This window comes from Chitinophagales bacterium (genome assembly GCA_017303415.1).
Classification (GTDB): Bacteria; Bacteroidota; Bacteroidia; order Chitinophagales; family Chitinophagaceae; genus SpSt-398.
This window is the reverse complement of the sequence record JAFLBJ010000001.1, coordinates 1,528,751-1,555,266: the sequence shown is the minus strand read 5'-3', so window position 1 is coordinate 1,555,266 and position 26,516 is coordinate 1,528,751. Positions and strand designations below refer to the sequence as shown.

The following is a 26,516-nucleotide window of genomic DNA, read 5'->3' as shown; positions in this document are numbered from 1 at the left end:
GGAGGGAAATTGTTCTACGAACCACAGGGAGACAGAGAATTAAAAATTTATAATCAATTATTAATAATTCTCTGTGGCTCTGTGGTTTAATCGACAAAAGCAAATCAGTCCCCATTACCTAAATTTGTTCAATGAATAAATCCCTGCTCCTTCTCTGTCTGATTACCCTGGTCGGGCTTTTTTCTTTTTTAGCCGACCCGGAGGACGATCCCGTTCCCATTCCACCCAGTCAGCAACGAATGAACGGGGATGTGGAAAAGGGATATCAATACCTGGTGGGCGGTGATTATGTAAAAGGTGGTGTGCCGGAGAATATCTTCCGTATGGGGATCGGGAAGCCGGAAATCCTGCTGCAGCGGGATTCACTCAATAAAGGCATACCGCATGAATACACCGCGGTTCGGGCCGATAACGGAGAGATCCTCATTGCCCCGAATTGTTTGCAATGCCATGCCCAGGTTTTTGAAGGAAAATTATATATCGGTCTGGGAAACAGTTTTGCAGACTTTAGTGACAGGGAAACCCTGAACAATGACCGGTTGGTGAAGGCGGAGAAATTTTTGAAAACCCTTCACCCCAAAAAGTACCGGGCGGCAGCTCCTTTCTTTGAAGTGGCCAAAACAGTTGGACCTTATCTCTATACCGAGACCCGGGGTGTGAATGCCGCTGACCGCCTCGCGGCCGTGCTTGCTGCCCATCGTGACCCCGTCACCTTTCGCTGGCAAAAAGAAGCGGCACTGGATATACCCGACCAGGTAATCCCTACTGATGTCCCAGCCTGGTGGATCCTGAAAAAAAAGAACGGTATTTTTTATAATGGTTTTGGGCGTGGCGATTTTGGGCGTTTCCTGATGGCATCAAACCTGTTGACGGTGACAGATACGTCTGAGTCAGCAGAAGTAGACCGGCATATGCCGGATGTACTTGCTTATTTGCGAAGTATTCAACCGCCTCCTTACCCCCGGTCAACCAACCCGGAGTTGGTCAACAAGGGGCGATTGGTGTTTAATGACTATTGCTCCGGTTGTCATGGCCGTTATGATGAGGCTGCCCATTATCCAAACCTGCTGATCCCGCAATCGATCATTCAAACGGATTCACTTTTACATAGTGCCAATTATTCCAACCCTCAATTTGTGGAATGGTTCAACCGGAGTTGGTTCACCACCGGAGACCATCCGGCCCGACTCGAACCCTACAAAGGTTATATCGCTCCTCCGCTGGACGGTATCTGGATCACGGCTCCTTACCTGCACAATGGTTCGGTACCTACCCTCGATGCATTGCTTAACAGCCGGATCCGACCAACCTATTGGGCCCGTGATTTTGTTAACCCGGTTTACGATTATCAATCCATTGGCTGGACCTATACCGTCAAGACAGCAGGCGGCTCCAACCTGATCTACAATACTACCTTGCCGGGATACAGTAACAAGGGACATTATTTTGGGGATGGATTAAGTGATCAAGAAAGAAAAGCAGTGATCGAATATTTGAAAACCCTTTAGTTCTGTCTACCGGCCACCATATCATTCAGTCCTGGTTAGCTGCCAAAGGACTTAAACCGTTTCCCTTTCAGGAAGAAGCCTGGATGCATATTACAAAGGGACAGAGTGGGTTGGTAAATGCCCCCACGGGATGTGGTAAAACGTATTCTGTTTTCCTGGGTGCTTTGATCGCGTTTATCGACGAACACCCGGCAGATTTTACCAAAAAAAAGAACAACGGGTTACGATTACTTTGGCTAACCCCATTGCGGGCACTGGCCAAAGACATTGGGCGAGCCATGGAAGAAGCGATCTCCGAACTGGGCTTGTCCTGGAAAGTAGGAATCCGAAATGGCGACACCTCTACCTCTGAAAGACAGCAACAAAAAAGACAGATGCCCGAGGTGCTGATCATCACCCCGGAGAGCCTGCATCTTTTATTGGCCCAAAAAGGTTACCCCGAACTATTTACCACCCTGCGCACCATTGCCGTCGACGAGTGGCATGAACTATTGGGAAGCAAACGCGGAGTGCAAGTAGAGCTTGCCCTGGCACGGGTCATGCACGCACAGAAGAAATTAGCACAAACTCCGGCATCGGTATGGGGCATCTCGGCCACCATTGGAAACCTGGAAGAGGCCGCCGAGGTGCTCTGGTCACCCTGGGGAGGAAAAGGGGTTTTGGTAAAAGCCCATATGGATAAATTGACTGAAGTGGAATCGATCATACCTGATGAGATCGAAAAATATCCATGGGCAGGTCACCTCGGAATAAAACTCGCAAAAAGGTTATTGCCCATCATTGAAAAAAGCCGGACCACCCTCATCTTTATCAACACCCGGGGGATGAGTGAACTCTGGTACCAGACACTTCTGAATGTGGCTCCTGAATTAGCCGGAGCCATTGCCCTACATCATGGCAGTATTGAACAGGAACTCAGAACCTGGGTGGAGGATTCACTCCACACCGGACGTTTAAAAGCGGTTGTCTGTACCGCGAGTCTTGACCTGGGTGTTGATTTTCGTCCGGTGGAAACCGTGATCCAGGTGGGTTCACCAAAAGGCGTAGCGCGATTTCTGCAACGTGCCGGGAGAAGCGGGCACCAACCCGGTGATGTCAGCCGAATCTATTTCTTACCTACCCATTCACTCGAGTTAGTGGAAGCCGCGGCATTAAAAACGGCGATCAAAGGAAAAGAGATCGAGAGCCGACCGCCATTAATGAATTGTTTTGATGTACTGATCCAATTCCTCTGCACCCTGGCGATCTCCGAAGGCTTCCGATCCGATGAACTCTTTCAGGAGATTCGCTCCACTTTTTGTTTTCAGGAAATGACAGAAGAAGAATGGCGGGAGATATTATTGCATATAACTGAAGGCGGGACAGCCTTACAACAATACGATGAATACCGCAAGGTGGAAAAGATCGATGATCTGTACAGGATCACCAGCCGCCGGATCGCCATGCGACACCGCATGCACATAGGCACTATTGTGAGTGATGCGATGCTGAAGGTTCAATTCATGACCGGAGGATATGTGGGGCATATAGAAGAGTATTTTATCAGCCGGCTCGAACCGGGTGATGTTTTCACGCTGGCTGGCCGGAACCTGGAATTGGTAGGCATAAAGGACATGACGGTCATGGTTCGTAAATCAACCGCCAAAAAATCCATCGTCCCTTCCTGGAATGGAGGTCGCATGAGCCTGACCGCCAACCTGGGACATGTACTGCGCAGTACATTCAACCAGGCCCTGGAACCAGATGGAGTGATTGAAATGGAAAGTTTGCGCCCCTTGTTTGAATTACAACGCGATCTCAGCCATATCCCGCGCCATGATGAACTATTGATCGAACAGATCGAAACAAAACAAGGTTTTCACTTGCTGGTCTATCCTTTTGAAGGTCGGTTTGTGCATGAAGCCATGAGCGCCATTCTTGCTTCGCGAATCGGTCGTATCGTCCCCATCACTTTTTCAATTTCCATGAATGATTATGGTTTTGAATTGCTGAGCGATAAACCCATTCCGGTGGATGATTCCAATGTGAATGAACTCTTTCATACCGATAACCTGTTTCTGGATATTCAAAAAAGTGTGAACAGTACGGAAATGGCGAGAAGGAAATTCAGAGATATTGCGGTCATCGGGGGGCTGATCTTCCAAGGCATGCCGGGCGAAAAGAAAAAAGCCCGTCACCTTCAATCCTCTGCCTCGCTGCTCTTTAACGTTTTCTCGGAATATGAACCGGACAACCTGCTTTTGCGGCAGGCTCATCGTGAAGTAATGGAACAACAAATGGAGGAAGTAAGATTAAGAGAGGCACTGGACCGAATTCAGAAAAGCAGGATCGTTCTGCGTTTCCCGTCCCAACCCACTCCCCTGAGCTTCCCTATCATAGCCGATGGCTTGAACAGAAATAATGTAACATCGGAAAAAATGGAGGACCGGATCAAACGAATGATCGAATCCCTGAGTTAATATCCCTACATTGTTTTAGTTTTATCCCTAAAATCATTCATGCCCTTTTACCTGGACAAATGGAGTACGCTGGCCAAGGAGGAAACCGACCGTTTCCATCTGTATGCCGGTATTTTCCTTCTGCTGGGTTTACTGTTTGCCTATCTCAGCCATCTGGCCTATATCCCCCTCAATAACCAGAATGATGAGGCGCGACGGGCACTGGTGTCACTGGAAATGATCTTGTCAGATGATTACCTGACACCTACACTCAATGGAGAAATTTATTTAAACAAACCTCCCCTCTATAACTGGATCATCATCGCCTATGTAAAGCTATTTGGTGATTTTTCGATGTTTGCCTTTCGCTTACCCGTGATCATCGCTACGGTATTGATGGGTGGGACCATACATCATTTTACCCGAAAATTCACTTCACCCCAGGTGGCTTTCTTTACCGCCTTTGCTTTTATGACCAATGGCCGTATCCTGATCTATGATTCCTTTATCGGCTTGATCGATACCAGTTTCTCGCTGGTGGTCTATCTTCAATTCATGTGGGTCTATTGGCTGGGGGAAAAGAAAAAATATGCCTGGCTCTTTTTGCTTACCTACCTGCTGGCCGCTATCGGCTTTTTAATGAAAGGAATGCCTGCCCTGGTTTTTCAGGGTTTTACCCTGCTTACCTATTTTATCTGGAAAAAGAAATTCAGGCTCCTCTTTCATCCCATGCATTTTGCCGGAGTGGGATTATTTCTGTTGATAACAGGCAGCTATTATTATGCCTATTTCACCCGAAATGACCTTGCCCCAATGACCTTGTTCAGTAATTTATTTACCGAAAGCTCCAAACGAACCCCGGCTCATTTCAGTTGGCAACGAACCATCTTACATTTTTTCTCCTTCCCGGTGGAACTGCTTTATCACTATGCCCCATGGACCCTATTTGTGGTGGCGCTATTCAATAAACAAGCCATCCGTCTCTTAAAGGGTAGTGATTTCATGGTGTACAGTTTCCTGGTGCTGGTTGTTAATATTTTTGTGTATTGGCTTTCGCCGGAGGTCTATGCCCGTTATCTGTTCATGTTCATACCCTTGCTGTACTCTTTGTTATTCTATGCATTTTTTTCATTGGCAGAGAACCATTGGTCGAGAAAATGGGTGGAAGGAATAACCCTTTTTCTTTCCCTGGCCCTGGGCATCGGTTTTATCGTTCTTCCCTTTCTGCATGTGGTAAAGGACAATACAGATCTGTGGTTGCGGTGCTTTGGTTTGGCCATCGGTTTTTTAATACTCGCTTTTGTGGGTTGGAAAGCGGCACCACTTCGATTATACACTTTGATCGCGGCTGTAATTCTATTCCGGTTAGGATTCAACTGGTTTATCCTGGCTCCCCGCGCGGAAAAATTTGTGGAGGTGGAGAAACTGAGTCATGAGATCGTGGCGTTGACTAAAGGCCAGCCATTGTATATACTGCAGGATGCCCAGGTAGGTAATTTTGATGGAATGAGCTTTCATTTGGCGAAAGCCCGTGGGGAGATCCTGCGCTTTAACAAACAAATGGAACCCGGGAAATTCTATATTGCCGACAAGCACCAATTGAACAATAGGACATATACTGCTTATCTTTCGTTTTCAAATTATTTATCGGATTCGCTGTATGTGGTACAATTCAAATAGATATCATTTTTTTTGTTTCCCCCTGCGAAAAACAATATTAAAAAGGCAACTTTCACAAGGCATTGCTCATGACGAAACCTGTTCCTTACAAACTAAACGACCACCATTTTTGGCTAAGCCCTGAGCGGTGTATTTATTGGGAGGAGAAAAAAACATTGTTCCTGTCTGACCTGCATGCAGGAAAAACGGGGCATTTTCGGAAGGCGGGGATCGCGGTCCCCCAAAAGGTATTCCGGGAAGATCTGCAAAGATTGGTAAGTCAGGTATTGTTCTTTAAAGCAGAGCGGGTGATGGTTTTGGGTGATCTTACCCATAGCCGTTCAAACCGCGAACTGGAATTATTCCGTCGCTGGAGAATGGACCTTCATTCTCTTCATGTGATGCTGATCAAAGGAAACCATGACATCCTGGATGATGCCTGGTACAGGGATTCAAATATCGAGGTGGTGGAAGACCGCTGGATCGAAGATCATTTTTGTTTTCAACATGATAGTGACACAGTAGTTCTCGATGAACAGGTACTGTTTGCCTTTACGGGTCATATCCACCCGGGTATCCATATCCGGGGCATGGGTAAACAATCACTCCGCTTTCCCTGTTTTTATTTCTCCGATGATATTTGTGTGATGCCGGCGTTTAGCCAGTTCACCGGATTGGCCGCCATACGACCTGGCCCCCAGCACAAGGTCTATGCCATTGTGGAGAAAGAGATCATTCGGGTAAAATGATCAACGCTTTTTTCTAAACTGATTATAATCGAGAAAATAGATCACCCGTAAGGTAAGTTCATTACCATGCGGGAGTTGAAGTACCCGGGACGCGTTCCGGAAATAATTTCTGTATTTATCACTATCCACCATTTCCTTTTCCCCCAGCCAGTTCTTCCATCCAAGGATGATGCGGCTTCCTAACCGGAAATCCCAGGTAAGAAAGGCATCGATATTAAAGAAGTTGGGGTTACTGATATAGGGATGAATATCTGCTGTATTGATAAAGGGATTGACCGTACCATCCGGATTGACCGATAAAATTTCTTTGAAATTCACGCGGCTCCAATAATGACGCATCCGCATGGTAAGGTTCATCCGGGGTGTAAAATTATAAACACCGGAAAATAGTGTACTCATTTGCCGGATATCGCGGGTGGCCGCCAGCGGGTCGCCAAGGGAATTGGTCATAAAGGCATAGCCGCGGTTATTGGTGGAATGCAGGGCATCCACCGAACCGCTAAAGGTAAATCGATTGCTGAAACGGTACCGCAATCCTAGCTGGTAGGACAATGAATTAGTATTCAACGCCGGTATCCGGGCAAATGATCCGGCAAAACTCACAAAGGCTCTTTTGCGGCTATCGGTACTTCCCGACATGGTTGCCGAAAAATTGCCAGGAAAGGAAAGATAGTATTCGGGGGAATGTTGTAATTCAAAATAATCGTACCAGGTTCCCGGATTATAGAGCAAGTTGAAGGAGACATCCCAAAAATTCTTAAACACCAGCAGGTTGTTAAAGGCCAGGTCGGTGCGTGCATATTTACCCGGACGATATAATTGAATCCGTTGGGCGATCACTTCATAGATATACTTGATGAACTTTTCTGTTGGCTGAAAGATCTGGTAACTTATCCCAGCGCGGGTGAGTACCTCATTGTTATTGGTCAGGAATCCCAGGTCACGTGGATCATACCTGTTGGAGATCATTGAACCCAGCACATGATATTGCCAATTACCACTCACTTTCCCGGCCCGTAGCGAGGCGTTGAACCCATCATAGGAGTTTGATCCAAAGATCCGGCTGTATTGAAAGGCCCCGGTGGTGCCAAATACATTTTTGTTACTGTACAACGCATAGTTGATCCCGGTTACATTGGCATCCCGGTCACGTCCGTTACGAATGACATTCGTGTTTGTAAAGGTGACAAAATTTTGTCCCTTAAAGGCCTTATCCACCACAATGATATTATAATTGGCCAGGGCTTCGGTGGTAACGATTGAATCCAGCCCGGTATTCCTGTTTCTCAATCTTGCCTGTGCAGGCGCGGTAACCGCATTGAATACGCCAAACCCAAAGTTCTTTTGATTTCTGCCGGAAAACTTTACGGCGTTGTACAATTGCGTCAGGGTAGGATTCTTAACCAGATCATAAACAGAGGAGGTATCCGCAAAATTTCGGATCTCCCCGTACCTGGAAGGAGTAGCGCCTACCCTTCGCGAATAGAATAGTCCCGCTTTATTGAATAGTTCGGTGCCCTCTGTAAAAAAGGGTCTGTTCTCCGTAAACCGAACTTCAAATGGAGAGAGGTTATTGATCACATTGTCCGACACCACCTGGCCAAAATCCGGAATAAGCGTGGCATCCAGTGTAAAGCTTTCATTGATGCCATATTTCACATCCATACCACCAGAACGAAGGAATTCACTTTTAAAACCAGATTGCAGGGGTACCGATCGAAAGCCTGCTGATAAATAGGGTGAGAAACTTAACCGCAAAGGGGGTTGGATATTTTCAAGGCTTTCCAGATCCCCGAATTGATTGACAAATCCGTTGATTGAGGGGTTTACCGGATTCCAGAAAGAGGTTTCATTGGTGCGGCGGGTATGGCGGAGAAAGTTCAATCCCCAGGTCTGCTTGTCGTTTTTTGAAAACCGAAGTGAGATATAGGGAATCCGCATTTCCACGATCCATCCATCTGCCCGGATTGAGACCTTGCTTTCCCAAACTGCTTCCCATGTTTTGTCACCATATTCACCAAAATCAAGATCAAGGTTACTTCCTATTCGGGCATCGGATTGAACATTGGCAGATGTGACAAGGAATTGAAACCCATTCTGGTCATCATTGTAGGTATCAAAAAATACAGAGAAATAATCTACATCCTGTCTTTGTTCTCCGTCACGTACTGTCAATTGTTTGCGGATCAGGGAAGGATCATCGTAGAGGTAGGCGCCGACATAGATCGCGGCATCATCGTACAAGAGTTTAACGCTTGTGTTTCTGGAAGCCGGTGCGCCAAAAGAGGGGAAATTCTGAATAAACTGATCGGCTATCGGGGCATTGATCCATGCCGCATCATTCAGGTCACCATCAATGCGTGGCACCTGTTCTGTTTTAACGGCTCTTAGTATTTTATTTTGTGCGGATAGTGGTTGAATAAAAAAGAACGCAACGATCCACAGCCAACTGTATTTTCTCATAACCCATCAGGGCTGTAAATATAATATTAACGCCAGAAACCTATGGGTCGAAAAACCCTGAAAAAATACGGTCTTAGTTCATCTTCTTTTTCAAGGAGTTAACCTGTTGGTTCAGGTTTGTGACCATACTGGCGATCTGGTTGATATCCCAGCGTTGTGTTTGTCCGGCCCGGCTGATCACCACCTGGGCCTGCCAGATCTCTAATACCTCTTCGGCACTCAGGGCATATGGTGGATAGGCCGGGTTATCGGAGATCATATTCAATTTATTTTTAGAGCGACCATTTTTCTCCACTCGTTTATACACGATGCCTTCATTTCGTGAAACAACGATATAGGTGTTGGTGGAGCGGATCTCTTCCATGGAATCGATCTTTTCTCCCACAATAATGGATCCACTGGGGGTGGGCAGCATGGAATCACCGATGATCTCAAAGGCCCGGTAATTTCCACCCGACAACATGGGGAGGGTAAAGGTGTTCAACTCATCAATGAATTCCGTGTCGGCATAACCGGCCAGGTAACCAGCGGCTGCTTTTACTGGAACAAATGGAATCTCAGATCTTCCTTCTGCCATCTTCATTGCACGTCGGCGGGCAAGGTAATTTGACTTGGATTCACTCAGGTCCTTCCGGAGCAGATCATCCAGGGTCAACTTGAAAATATCACAAACCACTTCCAGCACATCGATCCGCGGCTCCGCCCTTTCCTCTTCATAAGCGCCAATAAGGGATCGCTTGATGCCCAGTTTATCGGCAAATTCCTGTTGTGTCCAACCACGAAGTTTTCGGAGATACTTGAGATTTTGGTTTGAAATGGCCATATTAAGCTAATTGAGTTAGTGCAAATTACTAATTTTTTTAGAAATTCAAATTTATTCATTCCGATAATTTTGGACAGGCGGGAAAAAGGGAACAATTTTGCACCGAAACCAAAGACAATGGCCAAGAAGACCGGGAAGAAAGAGAAGCCTGTTATATTGATCACCAACGATGATGGGGTAACAGCGCCGGGGATACGCAACCTGGTGGAGGCGGTAAAAGACCTGGGGAAGATCGTAGTTGTAGCGCCCGACAAACCCCAATCCGGTATGGGCCATGCCATCACCATCGGATCTCCGCTCCGGCTCAGCCCGGTACATATTTTTGAAGGAATAGAAGCTTACCAATGTACGGGTACACCCGTTGACTGTGTGAAATTGGCTGTGGACAAGGTTCTTCACCGCAAACCCGATCTCTGTCTCAGTGGTATTAACCATGGCGCGAACCATAGTATCAATGTAATCTACTCGGGCACCATGTCAGCCGCTGTAGAAGCCGCGATCGAAAGCATCCCCTCTATCGGATTCTCTTTATTGGACTATAGCATTGAAGCGGACTTTACCGGTGCCAGGCAATATGCCCGGATCATCGTAGAGAAAATGCTCAAAACACGTCTTGATAAACACACCGTTCTCAATGTAAATATCCCCTCGCTTCAGCCTGAACTGATCAAAGGAATAAAGATCTGCCGACAGGCCTATGCGAAATATGAAGAGGATTTTATTGAACGAACAGACCCCCATGGAAGAAAGTATTACTGGCTTACCGGGGAATTCGTCAATTTCGATAAAGGAAAAGATACCGATGTGTGGGCCCTGGCAAATAACTATGTGAGCGTGGTACCGGTACAATTTGACCTGACCAATTACGTTCTTAAGTCTAAACTGGAAAAACAGTGGCAACCTTCTTCCTCAAAAAGGACAACCTGAAGCTCGGATTGGTCCTTGGCATCCTTGGACCCGTTCTCGGCCTTTTCGTCGTCTATCTGCTGAAAGACGATTTTAACGGACTCCCCTTTTCGGATTTCCTTGACCTGTTCCTGCATGATAACAAGATCATCACATCCATTGGCGCCCTTTGTTTGCTGGCCAATGCCGTGCTTTTCACCATTTACATCAACACGCAACGTGATAAAACCGCCAAAGGTATTTTTGTCACCACCCTGATCTATGGCATCGCCATTCTGGTGCTCAAATTGCTGAACAACTGATCATGAAGTATTATCTCATAGCCGGAGAGGCATCCGGCGACCTGCATGGCAGCAACCTGATCAGGGAGCTGGTCAAACAGGATCCTTCCGCAGCCATCCGCTGCTGGGGAGGTGACCTGATGCAGGAGGCAGGAGGCGAGTTGGTGAAGCATTACCGCGACCTGGCTTTTATGGGATTTGCAGAAGTCATCAAAAACCTTCCCACCATTTTTCGGAACCTCCGCTTTTGCAAGGAAGATATTCTTTCCTGGAAACCTGATATACTCATCCTGATCGATTATCCGGGTTTCAATCTGCGCATCGCCCAATGGGCCAAACAGCAAGGACTGAAAGTGGTGTATTATATCTCCCCGCAGGTTTGGGCCTGGAAGGAGAACAGGGTCAAAAGCATGAAGACCTGTATAGATAAAATGCTGGTGATCCTGCCTTTTGAAAAAGATTATTATGAAAAGAAGTGGGACTGGAATGTGGAATATGTAGGTCACCCCCTGGTGGAAGTGATCGATCAATTTCGCGCCAAGCCAACTGACCTGGAAATCCCGGGCGATGCAAATAAACCGGTTATTGCCCTGCTACCAGGTAGCCGCAAACAGGAGATCCTGAAGAAACTACCCGTCATGCTTGAGGTGACCCGCTTCTACCCCAACTACCGGTTTGTTGTGGCAAAAGCCCCGGGACTTGACCCCTCTTTTTATGAAGATATGCTTCGGCCATTTGCCAATGTCTATGCCGTTGCCAATGCCACCTATGCCTTACTGAATAAATCCAAAGCGGCTTTGGTCACCTCCGGGACAGCTACCCTGGAGACCGCTTTGTTTGGGGTTCCCGAAGTGGTATGTTATAAAGGATCTTATCTTTCTTATCAGATCGGAAAGCGATTGGTGAAAGTAAAATTCATCTCCCTGGTCAACCTGATCATGGATAAATTGGTGGTCAAAGAATTGATTCAGGACGAACTCAATACCACCCGGCTCCGGGAGGAATTAGATATACTGCTGACGAATGAAGAACAGCAGGCACAGGTTCGAAAGGATTACGAAGCACTCCACCAACTCCTGGGACAGGGGGGAAACGCATCCCGACAGGCAGCCCGCTCCATTGTGGATTTTTTACAACATCCTTCAGCGAAGTAACTTAATGGCCAGAATGATCAGGCAAAGCAGAAAGATCAGGATGCTGATCCGGTTGATGCCATGCATATACTTGATCCACTGGGTCTTTGGCCGGTCCGGGTCCGGTTTCCGGAGGTAGAGGTATTCGGCAATTTGTTTCATCACTCCCATATATTAAAGGTAGAACAATGCATTAAATTCAAAAATTATTGATTATTGATTATTAATTATTTACTAAAAACTATTCGACATTTTCCGGGCTGTGCCTGTTTCTTACATCAATAATTAATATTCGCCATCAAATAATGCCGTAACTTTTAAAAAAAATTATACCATGCGAATGCTAACCACCTTAATCCTCGCGCTCTGCATCAGCGCGTTTGTTTCCCCAACTGCCTCTGCCCAATCACCGGAGGAAATGCAAAAATGGATGGAGGCTATGACCCCTTCCGATGTTCATAAAATGATGGCTGAATGGGATGGTATCTGGCAGGAAGATATCAAAATGTGGATGGCTCCCGGCACGCCGGAGCAAACCATGAAAGCAACGGTAGAATGTAAAATGATCCTCGGAGGTCGTTACCAGGAGCAGAAACACAGCGGCTCCATGATGGGTATGCCTTTTGAAGGGTATAGCCTGACTGGTTGGGATAATTCACGCAAAGTGTTTTCCAGCACCTGGATGGATAATATGAGTACAGGGATGATGTATATGGAAGGAAGCTGGGATGCTGCAACGAAATCAATGACACTGAAAGGAAAAATGACCGATCCCATGAGTGGTAAACAGATCGATATCCGTCAGGTTCTGTATATAACCAGCAAAGACACCCAAAAACTCGAACAATACTCAACAGTAGATGGTAAAGAGTTTAAGAGTATGGAGATTGTTTTGTCCAGAATGAAGTAGCGTGAGACGTGATACGTGAGGAGTGAAACGTGAGACGTGAGGCGTGAGTAGGAAACCTCTACTCACGCCTCACGTCTTCCGTTTCACGACAAGTGTCTCACGTCTCACGCCTCTCGTCTCACTTCCTCTTCATCTTCATCTCCTCATACCTCCCTACCCACTCATCAACTGTAATCTTAGCGGCCAGTTGGCCGATAAGGTCATAGGGGATTTTGTCCATGTTCTTGAACCGGATACAACTTTTACCCATATCCAGTTTGCCAATATTGAGTTTTTTGTATTCGCCCTCAAACCACTTCAATATTTTCTGATCGGCATATATACCCATATGGTAAACGGATATATTGTTCTTCTGTGAAGCTATATTCATAAAGGGCAGCGGCATGCTCGGATCACAATGATAGCCTTCGGCATACAATTTATGCGGAACCACAAAACCGATCATCCCATAGTTCATACATTCCTGAAAACCCTTCGGAATATTTTTCCTGATCACTTTACGAAGTTTGGTCATGGCTTCGAGCCGGTCAGCCGGCAATTCTTTCATGTAGGCATCTACCGTGGTTGCTTTCGATTGCATATAAAATGATTAAAAGGAAGATAAATCATTCCCGCGAACGTGCATAAAAAAAATCGAGTCGGGGTTCAGGCGCAGCCTCGCCCCCATCGATCCAGGCATGAAGGGAATCAGTTCCTTTACGTTCATAGACAATACGTTTGGGAAAATCATGCTGCGGATTGGTAGCCGTAAAGCCTTGTTCTCCAAATCGTAAAATGGTAAAGGTGACCGGATTGGGAAACCCGGTGCCCAAGGTGGTTGGAATATAGCTCCAGCTTCCCGACCGGTGGATCAATTCCACCGACTCAAGCATTTGTTTCTCTCCACTATTCTTGAGTACATAACTCAGTCCGGCATACGAACTGTCATTTAGTTTTTTCCACTCCTCTACCACTTTGCTATCGGCTTTTGTCTGTACCCATTTTCCAACAATCCAATCCCAATCTGATTGCCTGGGATTATTGTTACAGGAAAGAATCAGAGCGAGTGAAGCAAAAAGTAATATTCTCATTGACATAATTTAAACATAAAGTTTCTCGCAGCGTCCGCAAAGAACTTAGCGGGCGCTGCGAGAAATCAAAATTCATATACACTTTCAAATTAGAAAAAGTTAATTACATACCGGCCGGGATATTATGCAAACCGATCCGATTTCCTTCGGTATCAATAAAAACAGCCATATCCCCATACTCTGGTGAAATGGCAGTTTTGGGCATGGCGACCTTCCCCCCGGCTGCTTCTACCCGATCAATGATGACCTGCACATCAGGGTTTCCATTCAGGTAGATCAGTACACCATCAGTGCCCGAGGGTTTGTGAAAACCACCACTGTCAACTATGGCGCCGCCAATACCGGTCATGGGATCATCCAGTGGAAACATCCGCATTTTCATTCCCTCCATATCCATAGGGAAAAGCGTGCATTTAAAGATCGCTTCGTAGAACTTAGTGGCTCTGTCAATATCCGTAGCAGGAATTTCGAACCAGGAGATGAAATGTTGCATTTTTTGAAGTTTAGATTTTAGAAAATGGATGTTGGATGTTAGATGACAGATGACAGATGACAGAGGACGGATTTCGGAGGTTGGCTGTGCGAGACCTCCGACATCTGTCATCCATCATCCAACATCCAACATCCAACATCTGTCATCTGTCATCCGTCATCTGTCATCCAACCTCCTACCTCCACAATCCAATAATCGCTCCCATCAATGTCAGCGCAATCAAGAGATAACCGCCATTGATGAAGATATACCGGGTGGATCGATGTTCAAATAAAGCGACGATGGCGATGCCGCAGAAGGGCCAAAGTCCCGCCAGAAAACCAGCTGTTGCTCCCCAGGCAAGATCTGTCTTTTGCGCGCAGTTCTCCGGGCAGCCGGCTGGTGAATCGGCCAGGAACATAGCCAGGTTGGCAGCCATTAGCAGCGATAGCACAAATGACCAGCCAAATATCTTGGCCTGGTTTCCTTTTCGAACCTGTTCTAATGTCAAATTATTTGCTTTCATCCAGGCATTGCCAAATAAAGCTGGTGAATACCAGACTCCCCCTAAAACAAAGGCGGAAATACCGGCGACCAGAACAGCCAGCCAGTTGATCGTGCTCATATCCATAATAGTTGGTTTTGGTGAAAAAACATTGTACTTCTAAACTATTTTCCAAACTTTACTTTTCCAAATTAAAGGGAACGAAACCGAAAATTTTGGCGACCAAACATTCCTTTATAACGACCAAGCTTCTGGGCCCCCGTGATAAGATCAATGACGGAGGGATACGGGCCGTATTGGTACCCCTGTTTGGTATCGGTATCCCGCTGATCACGCGTTTGGTGCCCCCCAATCAATTCACCAATTGGGAGATCAAACTCAGTTACCTCTACACCATCGCCATCGCTTTTGTGATCTATGAAGGTACCCGTTTTCTTTATCTTACCCTTCGGGCTTATTTTGACTGGTTCAATAAACCGATCCGTAAGCTCCTGGCTATTGTTCTCAGCATTCCGTTTTATGTGGTACCTGCCAGTACCTTAATGCTGGTAGGCTGGTATAAAATTTTTATGAAGGGTGTGGTGGATTGGGACACCCTAAAACTCACTACCCTGATCATTTTGATCGCGGTCTATTTTCTGGTCAACCTCTATGAAACGGTTTTTCTGGTCAGGGATGTGGCCAATGAAAAAGTAAAAAAGGAGCAACTCGAAAGAGCAAGAGCGGAGGCTGAATTGGAAGCCTTGAAAAATCAGGTGGACCCGCATTTCATTTTCAATTCACTCAACACCCTGTCGCATCTGATCGAAGAAAAACCTGAAAAGGCACAGGCCTTTAATACGAGTCTCGCGGATGTGTACCGGTATATACTGCACAATAAAGCGCGTGACCTTGTCTTTATCAAAGATGAACTGGATTTTATACAGAATTATTTTTCCTTACTTAAGATACGGTTCGATCAGGCAGTACAAATGGAGGTGGATATTCCGGCAGACTGGCCTGGACGTTACCTGCTGCCCCCCATATCTCTTCAAACCCTGGTGGAAAATGCCGTTAAGCACAATGAATTCAATGATCAGGACCCGCTGGTGATACGGATACTCGCCAAAGACCAAACCCTGGTGATCACCAACAAAATCCGGCAGAAAAAAACAAGCCGTCCAGGTAGTCGGATCGGATTGGAAAACCTGAGGGAGAGATATCGCCTGATAACCGATCGGGAGATCGAGATCATCAACGACGAACATTCATTCACCGTTATATTGCCGCTTACAGAATAATCGAATTTGCTTATGCGTATCATCATCATTGAAGACGAAAAGCCGGCCGCTGAAAAAATACAGAAAGCCCTGGCAAAGACCGGTCGTGACCTGCATTTGATTGCCATCCTGAAAAGCGTGGCCGATTCAGTACAATGGCTTCAGCAAAACGCTCACCCAGATCTCATTCTGATGGATATTGAACTGACCGACGGGGCCTCCTTTCGCATCTTTGATCAGGTTAAACTGAATGTTCCTGTAATCTTCACCACGGCTTACGACGAATACTGGCAGGAAGCCTTTGAACACAACAGCATTGATTATTTACTCAAACCCATCAAACAGGAAAAACTGGAAGCGGCACTGGACAAATATGAAAAACTAAAAAACTATTTTGCCCAAAACCTCCAATCCCTGCTTCAATCCACCCAATCCCCCCAAACCGGAGAATACAAAAAAAGGTTTCTGGTAAAAAAAGGGGCAGACTATCAAAGCATCCGTGCTGAAGACATCGCCTATTTCTATGCCCTGAATAAATTGGTTTGTCTGGTAGATAATAAAGGCAATAAATTTCTGTTGGATCAATCCCTGGCCGATATCGAAAAAAACCTGGACCCCGCCTTATTCTTTCGGGCCAACCGGAAATTCCTGATCAATATGAATGCGGTTAAAAAAATTCGTGCTGCCGCCAAAAGTAAACTTCAGATAGAACTGGAGCCGGTCGTTCAGGAAGAAGTAATTGTGAGCCAGGAAAATGCAAGCGCTTTTAAGGAGTGGATGGGGAGGTAAAGGCATTTTTTACAAAAACTTTGCTATCCCGGGATATGTAAAAAGTCCCGGCCCGACATCCAAGGTTAAAACCCTTGTATGCCAAAATGGAGCCTTAGCCTGGACCCCCGTTACTTCCAGGTCATTTTTCAAACTTTCTTTTTACTCTACGGAATATTTATCCTGCATTGGGAGCCTGATACTGGGCATTATATCGCCAGTGTTGGAGGCACCTTGTTATTTCAGTTCATACTTGAATCCAACCGTACCAAAAAATGGGTCCGTTTAAAGGACTTCCAGCGCTGGGGATTCAGTGGCCTGATCAGCGCCATGAGCCTCTGTCTATTACTGAAGACCAACACGGTTTGGATCAGTCTGCTCGCCGCTTTCCTAACCGTAGCCTCGAAATTCATTTTCAGGTATAAAGGCAAACACCTCTTCAACCCTTCGGCTTTTGGTATCGTTGCGGTCCTTTTATTGACCGATGGGGCCTGGTTATCCCCCGGACAATGGGGTACTGGTACGGTATTGCTTTTTGCGGTCCTCAGTCTGGGTTTTATCGTGGTCACCCGCGTGCAGAAACTCGATATCAGTCTGGCATTTTTAATCAGTTTTGGAGGACTACTCTTTTGGCGACAAGTGGTGTATTTGGAATGGCCTGCCGACTTCTTTCTGCATAGCATCAGTACCGGTAGCCTGCTCCTGTTTACCTTTTTTATGATCAGCGACCCGCGTACATCACCCAATCATCCGGTAGCCCGGATAGTGTGGGCTTGTATCATTGCCTTTGTAGCCTTTTACCTATCGGCTTTTCAATGGAAATACAATACACCGATCTGGGTTTTGGTGGCGGCCGGTCCACTTGTTCCGGTGCTTGATCACCTGTTCAAGGCAAAAGATTTTGAATGGAAGAATACAAAGCTGTCCTTTCGCATTTTATCAACCATAAAAAGTATAGTTATGATTCGATTCTCCAAAAAAACAACCGCATTCCTGCTCTTGCTTGCCATGACCGGACAGGAGGCTGCTGCATTCTGTGGCTTCTATGTATCCAAGGCCGATGGCACGCTCAAAAACAAAACCTCCCAGGTCATTTTAGTGCGTGATGGCAATAAGACCGTCATCACCATGAGCAATGATTTCAAGGGAAATGTCCGCGACTTCGCGATGGTGGTACCCGTACCTGTTGTCCTGGCCAAGTCCGATATCAAGGTTGTGGATGGCGGCATTTTCCAACGATTGAATGATTATTCCAAACCCCGGCTGGTCGAGTATTATGATGCCAACCCTTGTCAGCAACCGGTGGTGTATGAATCACTCAGTGGAAGCGTTAACGGGGTGACCGTAAAAAGCGTTCCGATGAGTCGGAAAAAGGATGAAGACAAGGAATACAAAGTAAAGGTGGAAGCTACCTATACGGTGGGTGAATATGATATCGTGATCCTGAGTGCCGAAGAAAGTGGTGGGTTAAAACGTTGGCTGGATGACAATGGGTACAAGATTCCCAAAGGAGCAGAAGAGGTATTGGATCCTTATATAAAAAGCAATCTCAAGTTCTTTGTGGTGAAGGTAAACCTCGAAGAGAAAAGCAAGACAGGTTCGCAGCAACTCCGTCCTTTGCAGATTAAATTCGAATCTCCCAAGTTCATGCTCCCGATACGTTTGGGCATGGCCAATGCCGATGGTGATCAGGATATGATTGTATATGCCTTTACCCGTAAGGGTCGTGTGGAAACCACAAACTACCGCACGCTTTCTTTACCCACCAGCAAGAATATACCGCTGTTTGTCAAAGAGAATTTTGGCAACTTTTATAGCAACTTATTTGAACACCAGATTCATAAAGAAGGGCGCTCCGCGCTTTATCTCGAATATGCCTGGGATGTCAGTCCTTCCAATTATGTGAAATGCGACCCTTGTGTAAGTGACCCTCCCCAATGGAATGACCTGCGCGAAGCCGGTGTATGGTGGATGGACAGGAATTCACGGGAAGACCGGGTTAGCCCGGACCAATCAGCAAATGCCAAGGTATTTTTCACCAGACTCCATGTTCGGTATAACCGGAAGAGTTTTCCCCAGGATCTTGTATTTCAAACCACCCCAAATACGGAGAATTTCCAGGCCAGGTATATTGTTACACATCCGGCCACCGGCGAAATGGACTGTGAAGCAGGAAAAGCTTATCTCCGTTCGTTAAAGGAACGTCGGCAGGACGAAATGGAAATGCTCACCTATTTGACGGGGAAAGACTATAATGATTGGGACCAGGTCGGAATGGCAGAAGAAGAAGGGGTCGATGCCTCTGCCCAATATGCTACCTTGCAGGACAACCAAAAAACTGAACAGCCTTCGCCCTTGCCTGGGTTAATCTTTGGAACAGTGGCTTTGGCGGGTTTGGCGATGCTTGGGTATCGAAAAGTATAATAGTGGAAACACCTCGTGTGAAAAGCAGTGCTGAATATGTTTCAGCTCTGCTTTTTTATATAAATTGCATTCATAATAATGCTCCTGGCTGAAGTATTCTCCATTTTTTTTGTTTAGGTTAATAGAGAGAATACCTAACCAAGAGCTTTTTTTTATTCTATTATGAGCACTCCGCAATATCCCTCAGTAGCAGTATTAATTGATGGCAGCTTTTTTATAAAAAGGTATTTTGCGCTTTTTGATAAGGATAAAAAAAACTCTCCGGAACAGGTGGCCGGGGATTTATATAATATTGCCCTGCGTCATTCAAAAAAATCAAGTTTATATAGAATATTTTATTACGATTGTATCCCTCTTGATAAAAAGGTTCACAATCCGGTGGATAAGAAAATAGTTGACTTTAAAAAGACAGACATCTATAATTTCAGAATGGCATTTATTGAAGAATTAAAGAAAAAAAGAAAGGTTGCTTTAAGGTTGGGGAAAATAAAGGATTCTGGCAACTGGTTGATTCGTCCAAATATTACTAAAATGTTGATATCCGGGGATATGAGTAATAGAGATTTAAGGCCGGATGATGTATATTATGAATTAAAGCAAAAGGAAATAGATATGAAAATTGGGGTGGATATTGCTTCATTGGCTTATAAGAAACTTGTGAATAGGATTATCCTTATTTCGGGTGATGCTGATTTTGTTCCTGCATCAAAACTCGCAAGAAGGGAGGGGATAGATTTCATTCTTGATCCCATGTGGAATAATATTGATAAGTCGTTGTTCGAACACATTGATGGATTAAACACAACATGTCCAAAACCCAAGACTGTAATTTATTAATTATGATAAATAAAAAATAAGGCACAAAAAAGCCATACTATTTTGTAGTATGGCTTTGTGGAGAATACGAGAGTCGAACTCGTGACCTTCCCGCCGATGGCGGGACGCTCTAGCGAACTGTCTGTACCACAGACTCTATATACTTCCTGCTTTTTTTTGCCTTAATCTCTTTTTCTCTCCTGGCAGCCTCAGATCTACTCTCAAAATTCTCAGAGTAAACCATTACCCAGTCCTTAGCCTTCTTGGTAGCCTTGCTTCCACTATTCTGGTGACGAAATAGACGGTCTTTGAGATTTTCGGTATGCCCAATATAATATTGATCAATCTGGCTGGAATAAATGATATAAACAAAATATGGCATAAAAAAAAGCCATACTATTTTGTAGTATGGCTTTGTGGAGAATACGAGAGTCGAACTCGTGACCTTCCCGCCGATGGCGGGACGCTCTAGCGAACTGTCTGTACCAAAGACTCTATATACTTCCTGCTTTTTTTTGCTTTAATCTCTTTTTCTCTCCTGGCAGCCTCAGATCTACTCTCAAAATTCTCAGAGTAAACCAATACCCAGTCCTTTGCCTTCTTGGTAGCCTTGCTTCCACTATTCTGGTGACGAAATAGACGGTCTTTGAGATTTTCGGTATGCCCAATATAATATTGATCAATCTGGCTGGAATAAATGATATAAACAAAATATGGCATAAAAAAAGCCATACTATTTTGTAGTATAGCTTTGTGGAGAATACGAGAGTCGAACTCGTGACCTCTTGCATGCCATGCAAGCGCTCTAGCCAACTGAGCTAATTCCCCAAACGGGGTGCAAAAATAAGGGGTTTTATATATTTAAAAAAATTTCAGCCCCTATTCTGGCTAAGAGCTAATAACCAATAGCTAACAGTTCGATCAAGCCTCGTAAATCCACCTCCTGAACTCAGGCGCTGTTTCCTGGCTGATTATGATCTGGTGAGCAAGATCGGGAAGGGCAAGATCGACCTTGAGTTTGACCTTTTCAAAGGATTTGAACCCCTTGATATAATTGATGTGGACGATATACTGGCGGTTGACCCGGAAGAAAAGCGAAGGATCCAATTCCTTTTCCAATTCACCGAGGTTTTTCTCGGTCATGAATTTCTTACCCTGGCTATCGATCACATAGACGATCTTATTCTCGGTAAAGAAAAGCACGATGTCCTCCAGCCGGAGGGAAATATTCTCCAGGCCTTTCCGGACGATCAGCCGGGTCTTTCTCTTTTTATTGATGTATTCCACCAGGTTATCCAGGGGGGCGGTGGATTGTCCAAAATGTTCCTGTAACTGATGGTATTTGCGAAGGGCTTTCTCGAGTTCCTGACGATTGACCGGTTTCAGGAGATAATCAATCCCATTGTATTCAAAGGCATTCATTACAAACTGGTCATACCCCGTTACAAAGATGACCGGGATCCGGGTTCGGGTAGCTTCAAAAATGGAAAAGGATAGCCCATCCGATAACTGGACATCGCTAAAAATAAGGTGTACCGGAGGTTCACTCTGGAGATACAGGATACTCTCCTCAACGGTTCCCAGTGTAGCTTTTACATCCACTTCCGAATTGAATTCCTGTAACAACTGGGTCAGGTTGGCCAGGGCGGCCGACTCATCTTCAATGATTAGGGTGTTGATCATGGCAAGAAAATTAAGGGTTGGTGATCAGTGGAAGACGTACGGAAAAAACTGAACCGCTACGTTCCACTTTAATATCTTTTTTACAAAGGATCCTGTACCGCGAACTCAGGTTCTTCAAGCCAATGCCGGTGGAATGGGCCGGATAGGGTTTGGGTTTTACATCATTGCTCACTTTGAGGGACTGCCCATTCTGCTGAATCCGGATGGTGAGCGGTTCCGCTGTAGTAAATGAATTGTGTTTAATGGCATTCTCCAGTAATATCTGTAAAGCGCAGGGTGGAATCAGCACATTACTGTCAGGTGGTTTAATGTCGAGAGAAATATTCAATTTGTCATCATGCCTGATCTGTAACAGATAAAAATAATTCTCCATGAACTCCAGTTCATCGGGCAGGGACACCAACTGCTTGTGGCGGTTGATAAGAAAATACTTATAGACCTGTGCCAGCTTATTATTAAATGAATGCGCCTGCAGCGGGTTGTGCAGGATCAGGTGATTGAGCGTATTGAGGGAATTAAAGATAAAATGAGGATCAAGCTCATTGCGTAAGGCTTCCAATTCAGCATTGGTCCGCTCCTGATCCAATTGGTCTACGATCTGATTGTCCACTTCCCTTTCCTTGGTCAGGTATAATATCTCATAGATCAAAGTAAACAATATCACCGCCAGGGAGGTAATGAACAGAAACTTATAGACCAGTGCCCAGGAAAAAGTTTCTTTCGAGATATAGAACCAGAGAATAACAAAGAACCCTCCTACTGCCACCCCACACAAAGAAGTCAGTATAGAAAGGGAGACCACCTTGGGAAGCGGGTTCCATCCCTTATTGAACAAGTGACGGGTTTTGAGATGTGTCCACTGCGAACCCCGCCAGATACATAAGGATGTAAATATAAAATACGCATTAGCGGCAATAAGCACCGGCCAGGTGTATTTATTATAAGTAACAATACCCGACAATATGGGGATGAATACCCCAAGCAAGGGAATAAACAGCAATCTCATGTGAACATCCCTTATCATGTCAGCAATTGGTTTATTGGGTTCTGGTTTGGTTTATGGGTTGATTCAACTTTCCTCGTCGAACGTTCAGGTCATTCAAATCTATCAGTAAAGCCCGTTAAGCAATAGCCAAATTATTTGAGTCGGAAAAAATCAATTACGAATGGTATGGACAAAGGAAGGAGTTTGAACAGGACCAATAACTAACTGAATTATTCTTTCTGACCTCGGCGGCTAAAATAACGCTGCATCACATATATAAAATGACAATTCCATTAAACTCCATATTTCGTACACGGGCTTCAGATGCTGTTTTTCACGGTTCAGTAACTAACAAAAATTTCCACGGAGCATTAACACGATAATTGTTGCCTTGCTTTTTTTTATTAATCAATTAATCGGATATGAAAAAACTACCACTGCTAGTCACATGTCTATTTTTTATGATGCAGGTGTACGCCCAACGGGTGATCACCGGCAAGGTGACCGATGAAAACGGTATTCCGGTTGCCAATGCCTCGGTTATGATCAAGGAGACCGGCACCGGCGCCAGTACGGATGCCTCCGGTCAGTTCTCCCTGGCACTCGACGCCGACGCCCGAACACTTGTTGTCTCTTTTGTGGGAAAAGCCACCCAGGAAATCCCCCTCACCTCCTCCTCCGCGTACAATATCCGGTTGGCCCCCTCCGGAAAGTCGCTCGAAGAAGTGGTGGTCGTGGCCTATGGTACCACCACCAAAAAGACCTTCACCGGCTCAGTTTCAGAAATGAAGGCTGCTGACATTAACAAACAACAGGTGTCGAATCTCAGTCGCGCCTTTGAAGGGATGTTACCAGGCGTACGTGTTTCCGCGAATTCGGGTCAACCGGGTTCGGGGCAGAACATTATCCTGCGCGGTTTGGGTTCCATCAGTCTGGACAATACCCCACTCTGGGTAGTGGATGGCGTTCCCTACAACGGGGATATCAATGCCATCAACCCTGCCGATGTTGAATCCGTTTCGGTACAAAAAGGCGCTTCGGCCACCGCCCTTTATGGAAGCCGGGCTTCGAATGGAGTCATCATTGTAACCACCAAGAAAGGAAAGGGTAAGGCCCGGTTTGATATCCAGGCCCGCTGGGGTGTTAACACCCGTGGTGTTCCGGAATATGATGTGATCCGTGACCCGGGTCAATACCTGGAAGTGTACTGGCAATACATTAAACATGAAGCGATGTTTAGGGCAACAAATCCCCTTACTGAAGCCGCCGCCGGTGCCTTTGCCTCCAATGCCATGTTTGGACCAGGTAACGGACGCCTCGATCGCTACAATCCCTATTCCGTTCCCGCTGGTCAAACCGTGATCGATCCCGTAACCGGAAAATTGAACTCCAGCGCGAGTCTGAAATACTATGACGACTGGGAAGATGAACTATTTAATAACCGGCTTCGTCAGGAATATGTAGCTACCATGAGCGGAAGCGCGGACAAAACCTCCTATCTCTTTTCGCTGGGCTACCTGGATGACGGGGGTATCGTGATCAAAACAGGATTTGAACGGATCACCGCCCGCCTGAACCTGGAACAAAAAGTAAACAACTGGCTGAAACTGGGATTGAATACGAATTATGCCAAAACAAACCAGGACAATACCCTGGATGCGGCACTAAATAATAACTCGTACCAGAACATGTTCTTCTGGACCCGGAATGTGGCCCCTATTTACCCCATATATACCCGTGATGCCAATGGGGATTATGTCCTCGATCCAAAAGGCAATCCCTATTATGATTTTGGAGACATTGGTGGTAACCCCCACTCCATGGGCGTACGTCGGTTTAGCGCAACGGAAAATCCCCGCGCCACACTCGACCTCGATGATATCTACAGAAAAGCAGACAATATCAATACCCGGAGTTTTGTGGCCATCAATCCCATCAAGGACCTGACCATCACCCTGAACTATAGTTATGATTACCGGGGAAGCCGGCAGATACGTAACCAGAACCCCCTGTATGGAAATGCCGGTATCATAGCCGGACAAGTAGGTGTACAGGGAAGAGGTACGCTGACACAAAACAAGATTACGACCCAGTTAATGAACCAATTGGTCAATTATAAAAAGACCATTCGTGATAATCATAACCTCGACTTACTTGTAGGACATGAATCCTATGAATTGATATCCGAAAATTCATTTGCTACCAAGGAGATCTTCATGTTACCCGGATTGACCGAATTGGGCTCCGCCGCCAAAGTAGTGGATGCCCAGTCGGGCCGTGTTAACCATAATATTGAAAGCTGGTTTGCCCGTGCACAATACGATTTTGATGGTAAATATCTGCTGAGTGCCAGTATCCGTCGGGATGGCTCTTCTCGTTTCCACCCCGATAACCGCTGGGGTAATTTCTGGTCTGTAGGTGCCGGATATGTTTTGAGTGAAGAGCCCTTTATCAAGAATATCGACTTTATTGACCAATTGAAAATTAAAGCCGATTATGGACTGGTGGGTAATGATGCCATCCTCTACCCTGCCGGTACTCTTAACCCGGGCGTATTTAATTATTATCCTTATTCCACCCAATACGTAGTTGTCACCTCTGGTAGCGCGAACATCAAACCAGACTATATCGGCAACAAGGATATCACCTGGGAAAAGAACCGTAACCTGGATATTGGTTTAGAATTCTCGCTCTTCCGTCGACTCCAGGGCTCCATAGAGTATTTCAACCGGGATGTACAGGATATGTTGTTCAATGTACCGGTCGCCCCATCAACTGGTGTACAAACCCGGGCACAAAACTTTGGTACCATCAGTTTGAAAGGGATCGAATTTGATCTCAATGTACAGGTCATCAATAAAAAGGACCTGAAATGGACACTGGGTCTCAATGGTACGCATTATAAAACAAGTGTGAAGGAACTACCGGATGAATTTGTAGGTACCAACACCCTGCCTCCTGGTCGTATTGGCACTCCTGGCGCCAATTTCCGTCTCGCTGTGGGTAAAGACCCCTATGAGTATTTTCTCTGGCAGTTTGCCGGTGTAGATCCGGCCGATGGAAAAGCCTTGTACTATCGGGATGAGCTGGATGCCAATGGTCAACCTACCGGAAAGAAGATCACGACCAATGCCTTTTCTAATGCACAACGTTACTATACCGGTAAGACCGCTGTTCCGGATATCACCGGAGGTTTCAATACAACGGTACGTTATAAAAACTTTGACTTAAGCGCGATCGCGAGTTACGGATTGGGTGGCTGGACCTATGATGCTACCTATCAGGGACTGATGCAATCGGGTTCCACCGATATCACCACCTGGCATAAGGATATCATCGGTGCCTGGTCTCCTTCCAATACCGGAAGTATGATCCCAAGGATCTCAGAGAACTATCAGGATGCCAACCAAACCTCTGATCGTTTCCTGATCCGTTCGGATTATATCGCCCTGCGTAATATCACCCTGGGCTATTCTTTCCCGAACAGTACATTGACCAAATACGGATTCTCCTCCATTCGCGTGTATATGGTAGCTGATAATGTATTCCTGTCTACCAAACGTCAGGGACTGGATACCCGTCAAAGTTTTATCGGAAATACATTTAATGGTTATGCCCCGATCCGGACCATTTCGGCCGGTGTCAACTTCTCATTCTAAAACCG

24 protein-coding genes and 1 tRNA gene are annotated in these 26,516 nt (G+C 45.8%); 13 read left to right on the top strand and 12 right to left on the bottom strand.

Features of this window, described 5'->3' with window-relative positions; translation table 11 throughout:
• Positions 1–131: 131 nt before the first annotated feature.
• The 4 genes from J0M30_06785 (at position 132) to pdeM (ending at position 6,354) form a co-directional block, all read left to right on the top strand.
• Positions 132–1,508 carry a hypothetical protein gene (locus J0M30_06785; protein ID MBN8667196.1) on the top strand — a complete coding sequence of 459 codons (1,377 nt, stop codon included), beginning with the start codon at positions 132–134 and terminating at the stop codon, positions 1,506–1,508.
• Between the two features lie 2 nt (positions 1,509–1,510).
• Positions 1,511–3,967 (top strand): ligase-associated DNA damage response DEXH box helicase, encoded by a 2,457-nt coding sequence (locus J0M30_06780; GenBank protein ID MBN8667195.1) that lies wholly within the window; start codon positions 1,511–1,513, stop codon positions 3,965–3,967.
• 39 nt (positions 3,968–4,006) lie between these two features.
• On the top strand, positions 4,007–5,626 hold the full coding sequence (locus tag J0M30_06775; protein MBN8667194.1) for a glycosyltransferase family 39 protein: 1,620 nt from the start codon (positions 4,007–4,009) through the stop codon (positions 5,624–5,626).
• A gap of 68 nt (positions 5,627–5,694) precedes the next feature.
• Entirely contained in the window at positions 5,695–6,354 is a 660-nt protein-coding gene (gene pdeM, locus J0M30_06770) for a ligase-associated DNA damage response endonuclease PdeM (protein ID MBN8667193.1), read from the top strand.
• Here the strand turns inward: pdeM and J0M30_06765 are convergent, their stop codons facing one another.
• Together J0M30_06765 and J0M30_06760 are read right to left on the bottom strand one after the other, a co-directional pair.
• A complete protein-coding gene (locus J0M30_06765) occupies positions 6,355–8,817 on the bottom strand; it encodes a carbohydrate binding family 9 domain-containing protein (GenBank protein MBN8667192.1) in 2,463 nt (820 codons plus the stop codon). It abuts the gene before it with no gap.
• Positions 8,818–8,890: 73 nt separating this feature from the next.
• Positions 8,891–9,640, bottom strand: a complete 750-nt coding sequence (locus tag J0M30_06760) for a LexA family transcriptional regulator (GenBank protein ID MBN8667191.1) — start codon at positions 9,638–9,640, stop codon at positions 8,891–8,893.
• Between the two features lie 117 nt (positions 9,641–9,757).
• Here J0M30_06760 and surE point away from each other — a divergent pair, with 117 nt between their 5' ends.
• The 3 genes from surE to lpxB are packed head-to-tail and all read left to right on the top strand — an operon-like array spanning position 9,758 to position 11,981.
• Entirely contained in the window at positions 9,758–10,567 is an 810-nt protein-coding gene (surE, locus tag J0M30_06755; GenBank protein ID MBN8667190.1) for a 5'/3'-nucleotidase SurE, read from the top strand.
• The gene (locus J0M30_06750) at positions 10,534–10,848 is read left to right on the top strand and encodes a hypothetical protein (protein MBN8667189.1); all 315 of its coding nucleotides are present in this window, start codon (positions 10,534–10,536) and stop codon (positions 10,846–10,848) included. Before surE ends, J0M30_06750 begins: the two co-directional genes overlap by 34 nt.
• A gap of 2 nt (positions 10,849–10,850) precedes the next feature.
• Positions 10,851–11,981, top strand: coding sequence for a lipid-A-disaccharide synthase (gene lpxB / locus J0M30_06745; protein MBN8667188.1), 1,131 nt, complete (start codon positions 10,851–10,853; stop codon positions 11,979–11,981).
• On the opposite strand, the gene J0M30_06740 is transcribed toward lpxB, so the two are convergent.
• Positions 11,970–12,122, bottom strand: a complete 153-nt coding sequence (locus tag J0M30_06740) for a hypothetical protein (protein ID MBN8667187.1) — start codon at positions 12,120–12,122, stop codon at positions 11,970–11,972. The genes lpxB and J0M30_06740 overlap by 12 nt on opposite strands.
• 172 nt (positions 12,123–12,294) lie before the next feature.
• On the opposite strand from J0M30_06740, the gene J0M30_06735 reads away from it, so the two are divergent.
• The gene (locus J0M30_06735) at positions 12,295–12,870 is read left to right on the top strand and encodes a DUF1579 domain-containing protein (GenBank protein MBN8667186.1); all 576 of its coding nucleotides are present in this window, start codon (positions 12,295–12,297) and stop codon (positions 12,868–12,870) included.
• Positions 12,871–12,988: 118 nt separating this feature from the next.
• On the opposite strand, the gene J0M30_06730 is transcribed toward J0M30_06735, so the two are convergent.
• From J0M30_06730 to J0M30_06715, 4 genes are all read right to left on the bottom strand, one after another.
• Entirely contained in the window at positions 12,989–13,450 is a 462-nt protein-coding gene (locus J0M30_06730; GenBank protein ID MBN8667185.1) for a DUF1801 domain-containing protein, read from the bottom strand.
• Positions 13,451–13,475: 25 nt separating this feature from the next.
• On the bottom strand, positions 13,476–13,940 hold the full coding sequence (locus J0M30_06725) for a hypothetical protein (protein ID MBN8667184.1): 465 nt from the start codon (positions 13,938–13,940) through the stop codon (positions 13,476–13,478).
• Between the two features lie 103 nt (positions 13,941–14,043).
• Positions 14,044–14,433 (bottom strand): VOC family protein, encoded by a 390-nt coding sequence (locus J0M30_06720; protein ID MBN8667183.1) that lies wholly within the window; start codon positions 14,431–14,433, stop codon positions 14,044–14,046.
• A gap of 175 nt (positions 14,434–14,608) precedes the next feature.
• On the bottom strand, positions 14,609–15,043 hold the full coding sequence (locus J0M30_06715) for a DUF1761 domain-containing protein (GenBank protein ID MBN8667182.1): 435 nt from the start codon (positions 15,041–15,043) through the stop codon (positions 14,609–14,611).
• Between the two features lie 212 nt (positions 15,044–15,255).
• On the opposite strand from J0M30_06715, the gene J0M30_06710 reads away from it, so the two are divergent.
• The 4 genes from J0M30_06710 to J0M30_06695 all read left to right on the top strand — a co-directional run bounded on the left by J0M30_06710 (position 15,256) and on the right by J0M30_06695 (position 20,205).
• On the top strand, positions 15,256–16,197 hold the full coding sequence (locus J0M30_06710) for a histidine kinase (protein ID MBN8667181.1): 942 nt from the start codon (positions 15,256–15,258) through the stop codon (positions 16,195–16,197).
• A gap of 12 nt (positions 16,198–16,209) precedes the next feature.
• Positions 16,210–16,965: a response regulator transcription factor gene (locus tag J0M30_06705; GenBank protein ID MBN8667180.1), complete on the top strand. Its 756-nt coding sequence runs from the start codon at positions 16,210–16,212 to the stop codon at positions 16,963–16,965.
• A gap of 78 nt (positions 16,966–17,043) precedes the next feature.
• Positions 17,044–19,368, top strand: a complete 2,325-nt coding sequence (locus tag J0M30_06700; protein MBN8667179.1) for a DUF2330 domain-containing protein — start codon at positions 17,044–17,046, stop codon at positions 19,366–19,368.
• Between the two features lie 162 nt (positions 19,369–19,530).
• Entirely contained in the window at positions 19,531–20,205 is a 675-nt protein-coding gene (locus J0M30_06695) for an NYN domain-containing protein (protein MBN8667178.1), read from the top strand.
• A 109-nt stretch (positions 20,206–20,314) separates the two neighbouring features.
• Here the strand turns inward: J0M30_06695 and J0M30_06690 are convergent, their stop codons facing one another.
• The 5 genes from J0M30_06690 to J0M30_06670 all read right to left on the bottom strand — a co-directional run bounded on the left by J0M30_06690 (position 20,315) and on the right by J0M30_06670 (position 22,873).
• Positions 20,315–20,566 (bottom strand): GIY-YIG nuclease family protein, encoded by a 252-nt coding sequence (locus J0M30_06690; GenBank protein MBN8667177.1) that lies wholly within the window; start codon positions 20,564–20,566, stop codon positions 20,315–20,317.
• Positions 20,567–20,652: 86 nt separating this feature from the next.
• Positions 20,653–20,904 carry a GIY-YIG nuclease family protein gene (locus tag J0M30_06685; GenBank protein MBN8667176.1) on the bottom strand — a complete coding sequence of 84 codons (252 nt, stop codon included), beginning with the start codon at positions 20,902–20,904 and terminating at the stop codon, positions 20,653–20,655.
• A 34-nt stretch (positions 20,905–20,938) separates the two neighbouring features.
• Positions 20,939–21,012, bottom strand: a tRNA-Ala gene (locus J0M30_06680).
• A 93-nt stretch (positions 21,013–21,105) separates the two neighbouring features.
• Complete coding sequence (locus J0M30_06675) at positions 21,106–21,867, bottom strand: response regulator transcription factor (protein MBN8667175.1); 762 nt, start codon at positions 21,865–21,867, stop codon at positions 21,106–21,108.
• Between the two features lie 10 nt (positions 21,868–21,877).
• Positions 21,878–22,873 (bottom strand): histidine kinase, encoded by a 996-nt coding sequence (locus J0M30_06670; protein ID MBN8667174.1) that lies wholly within the window; start codon positions 22,871–22,873, stop codon positions 21,878–21,880.
• A 440-nt stretch (positions 22,874–23,313) separates the two neighbouring features.
• On the opposite strand from J0M30_06670, the gene J0M30_06665 reads away from it, so the two are divergent.
• The gene (locus J0M30_06665) at positions 23,314–26,511 is read left to right on the top strand and encodes a SusC/RagA family TonB-linked outer membrane protein (protein MBN8667173.1); all 3,198 of its coding nucleotides are present in this window, start codon (positions 23,314–23,316) and stop codon (positions 26,509–26,511) included.
• Positions 26,512–26,516 lie beyond the last annotated feature (5 nt).

Bases quoted from the DNA above. Each gene is read 5' to 3' on its own strand.
- J0M30_06700 (MBN8667179.1), top strand. From the start codon at position 17,044: ATGCCAAAATGGAGCCTTAGCCTGGACCCCCGTTACTTCCAGGTCATT.
- J0M30_06725 (MBN8667184.1), bottom strand. From the start codon at position 13,940: ATGAGAATATTACTTTTTGCTTCACTCGCTCTGATTCTTTCCTGTAAC.
- J0M30_06670 (MBN8667174.1), bottom strand. From the start codon at position 22,873: ATGAGATTGCTGTTTATTCCCTTGCTTGGGGTATTCATCCCCATATTG.
- J0M30_06685 (MBN8667176.1), bottom strand. From the start codon at position 20,904: ATGCCATATTTTGTTTATATCATTTATTCCAGCCAGATTGATCAATAT.
- J0M30_06775 (MBN8667194.1), top strand. From the start codon at position 4,007: ATGCCCTTTTACCTGGACAAATGGAGTACGCTGGCCAAGGAGGAAACC.
- J0M30_06720 (MBN8667183.1), bottom strand. From the start codon at position 14,433: ATGCAACATTTCATCTCCTGGTTCGAAATTCCTGCTACGGATATTGAC.
- J0M30_06730 (MBN8667185.1), bottom strand. From the start codon at position 13,450: ATGCAATCGAAAGCAACCACGGTAGATGCCTACATGAAAGAATTGCCG.
- surE (MBN8667190.1), top strand. From the start codon at position 9,758: ATGGCCAAGAAGACCGGGAAGAAAGAGAAGCCTGTTATATTGATCACC.
- J0M30_06740 (MBN8667187.1), bottom strand. From the start codon at position 12,122: ATGAAACAAATTGCCGAATACCTCTACCTCCGGAAACCGGACCCGGAC.
- J0M30_06760 (MBN8667191.1), bottom strand. From the start codon at position 9,640: ATGGCCATTTCAAACCAAAATCTCAAGTATCTCCGAAAACTTCGTGGT.
- J0M30_06675 (MBN8667175.1), bottom strand. From the start codon at position 21,867: ATGATCAACACCCTAATCATTGAAGATGAGTCGGCCGCCCTGGCCAAC.
- J0M30_06705 (MBN8667180.1), top strand. From the start codon at position 16,210: ATGCGTATCATCATCATTGAAGACGAAAAGCCGGCCGCTGAAAAAATA.
- pdeM (MBN8667193.1), top strand. From the start codon at position 5,695: ATGACGAAACCTGTTCCTTACAAACTAAACGACCACCATTTTTGGCTA.
- J0M30_06715 (MBN8667182.1), bottom strand. From the start codon at position 15,043: ATGGATATGAGCACGATCAACTGGCTGGCTGTTCTGGTCGCCGGTATT.
- J0M30_06765 (MBN8667192.1), bottom strand. From the start codon at position 8,817: ATGAGAAAATACAGTTGGCTGTGGATCGTTGCGTTCTTTTTTATTCAA.
- J0M30_06735 (MBN8667186.1), top strand. From the start codon at position 12,295: ATGCGAATGCTAACCACCTTAATCCTCGCGCTCTGCATCAGCGCGTTT.
- J0M30_06665 (MBN8667173.1), top strand. From the start codon at position 23,314: ATGATGCAGGTGTACGCCCAACGGGTGATCACCGGCAAGGTGACCGAT.
- lpxB (MBN8667188.1), top strand. From the start codon at position 10,851: ATGAAGTATTATCTCATAGCCGGAGAGGCATCCGGCGACCTGCATGGC.
- J0M30_06695 (MBN8667178.1), top strand. From the start codon at position 19,531: ATGAGCACTCCGCAATATCCCTCAGTAGCAGTATTAATTGATGGCAGC.
- J0M30_06785 (MBN8667196.1), top strand. From the start codon at position 132: ATGAATAAATCCCTGCTCCTTCTCTGTCTGATTACCCTGGTCGGGCTT.
- J0M30_06690 (MBN8667177.1), bottom strand. From the start codon at position 20,566: ATGCCATATTTTGTTTATATCATTTATTCCAGCCAGATTGATCAATAT.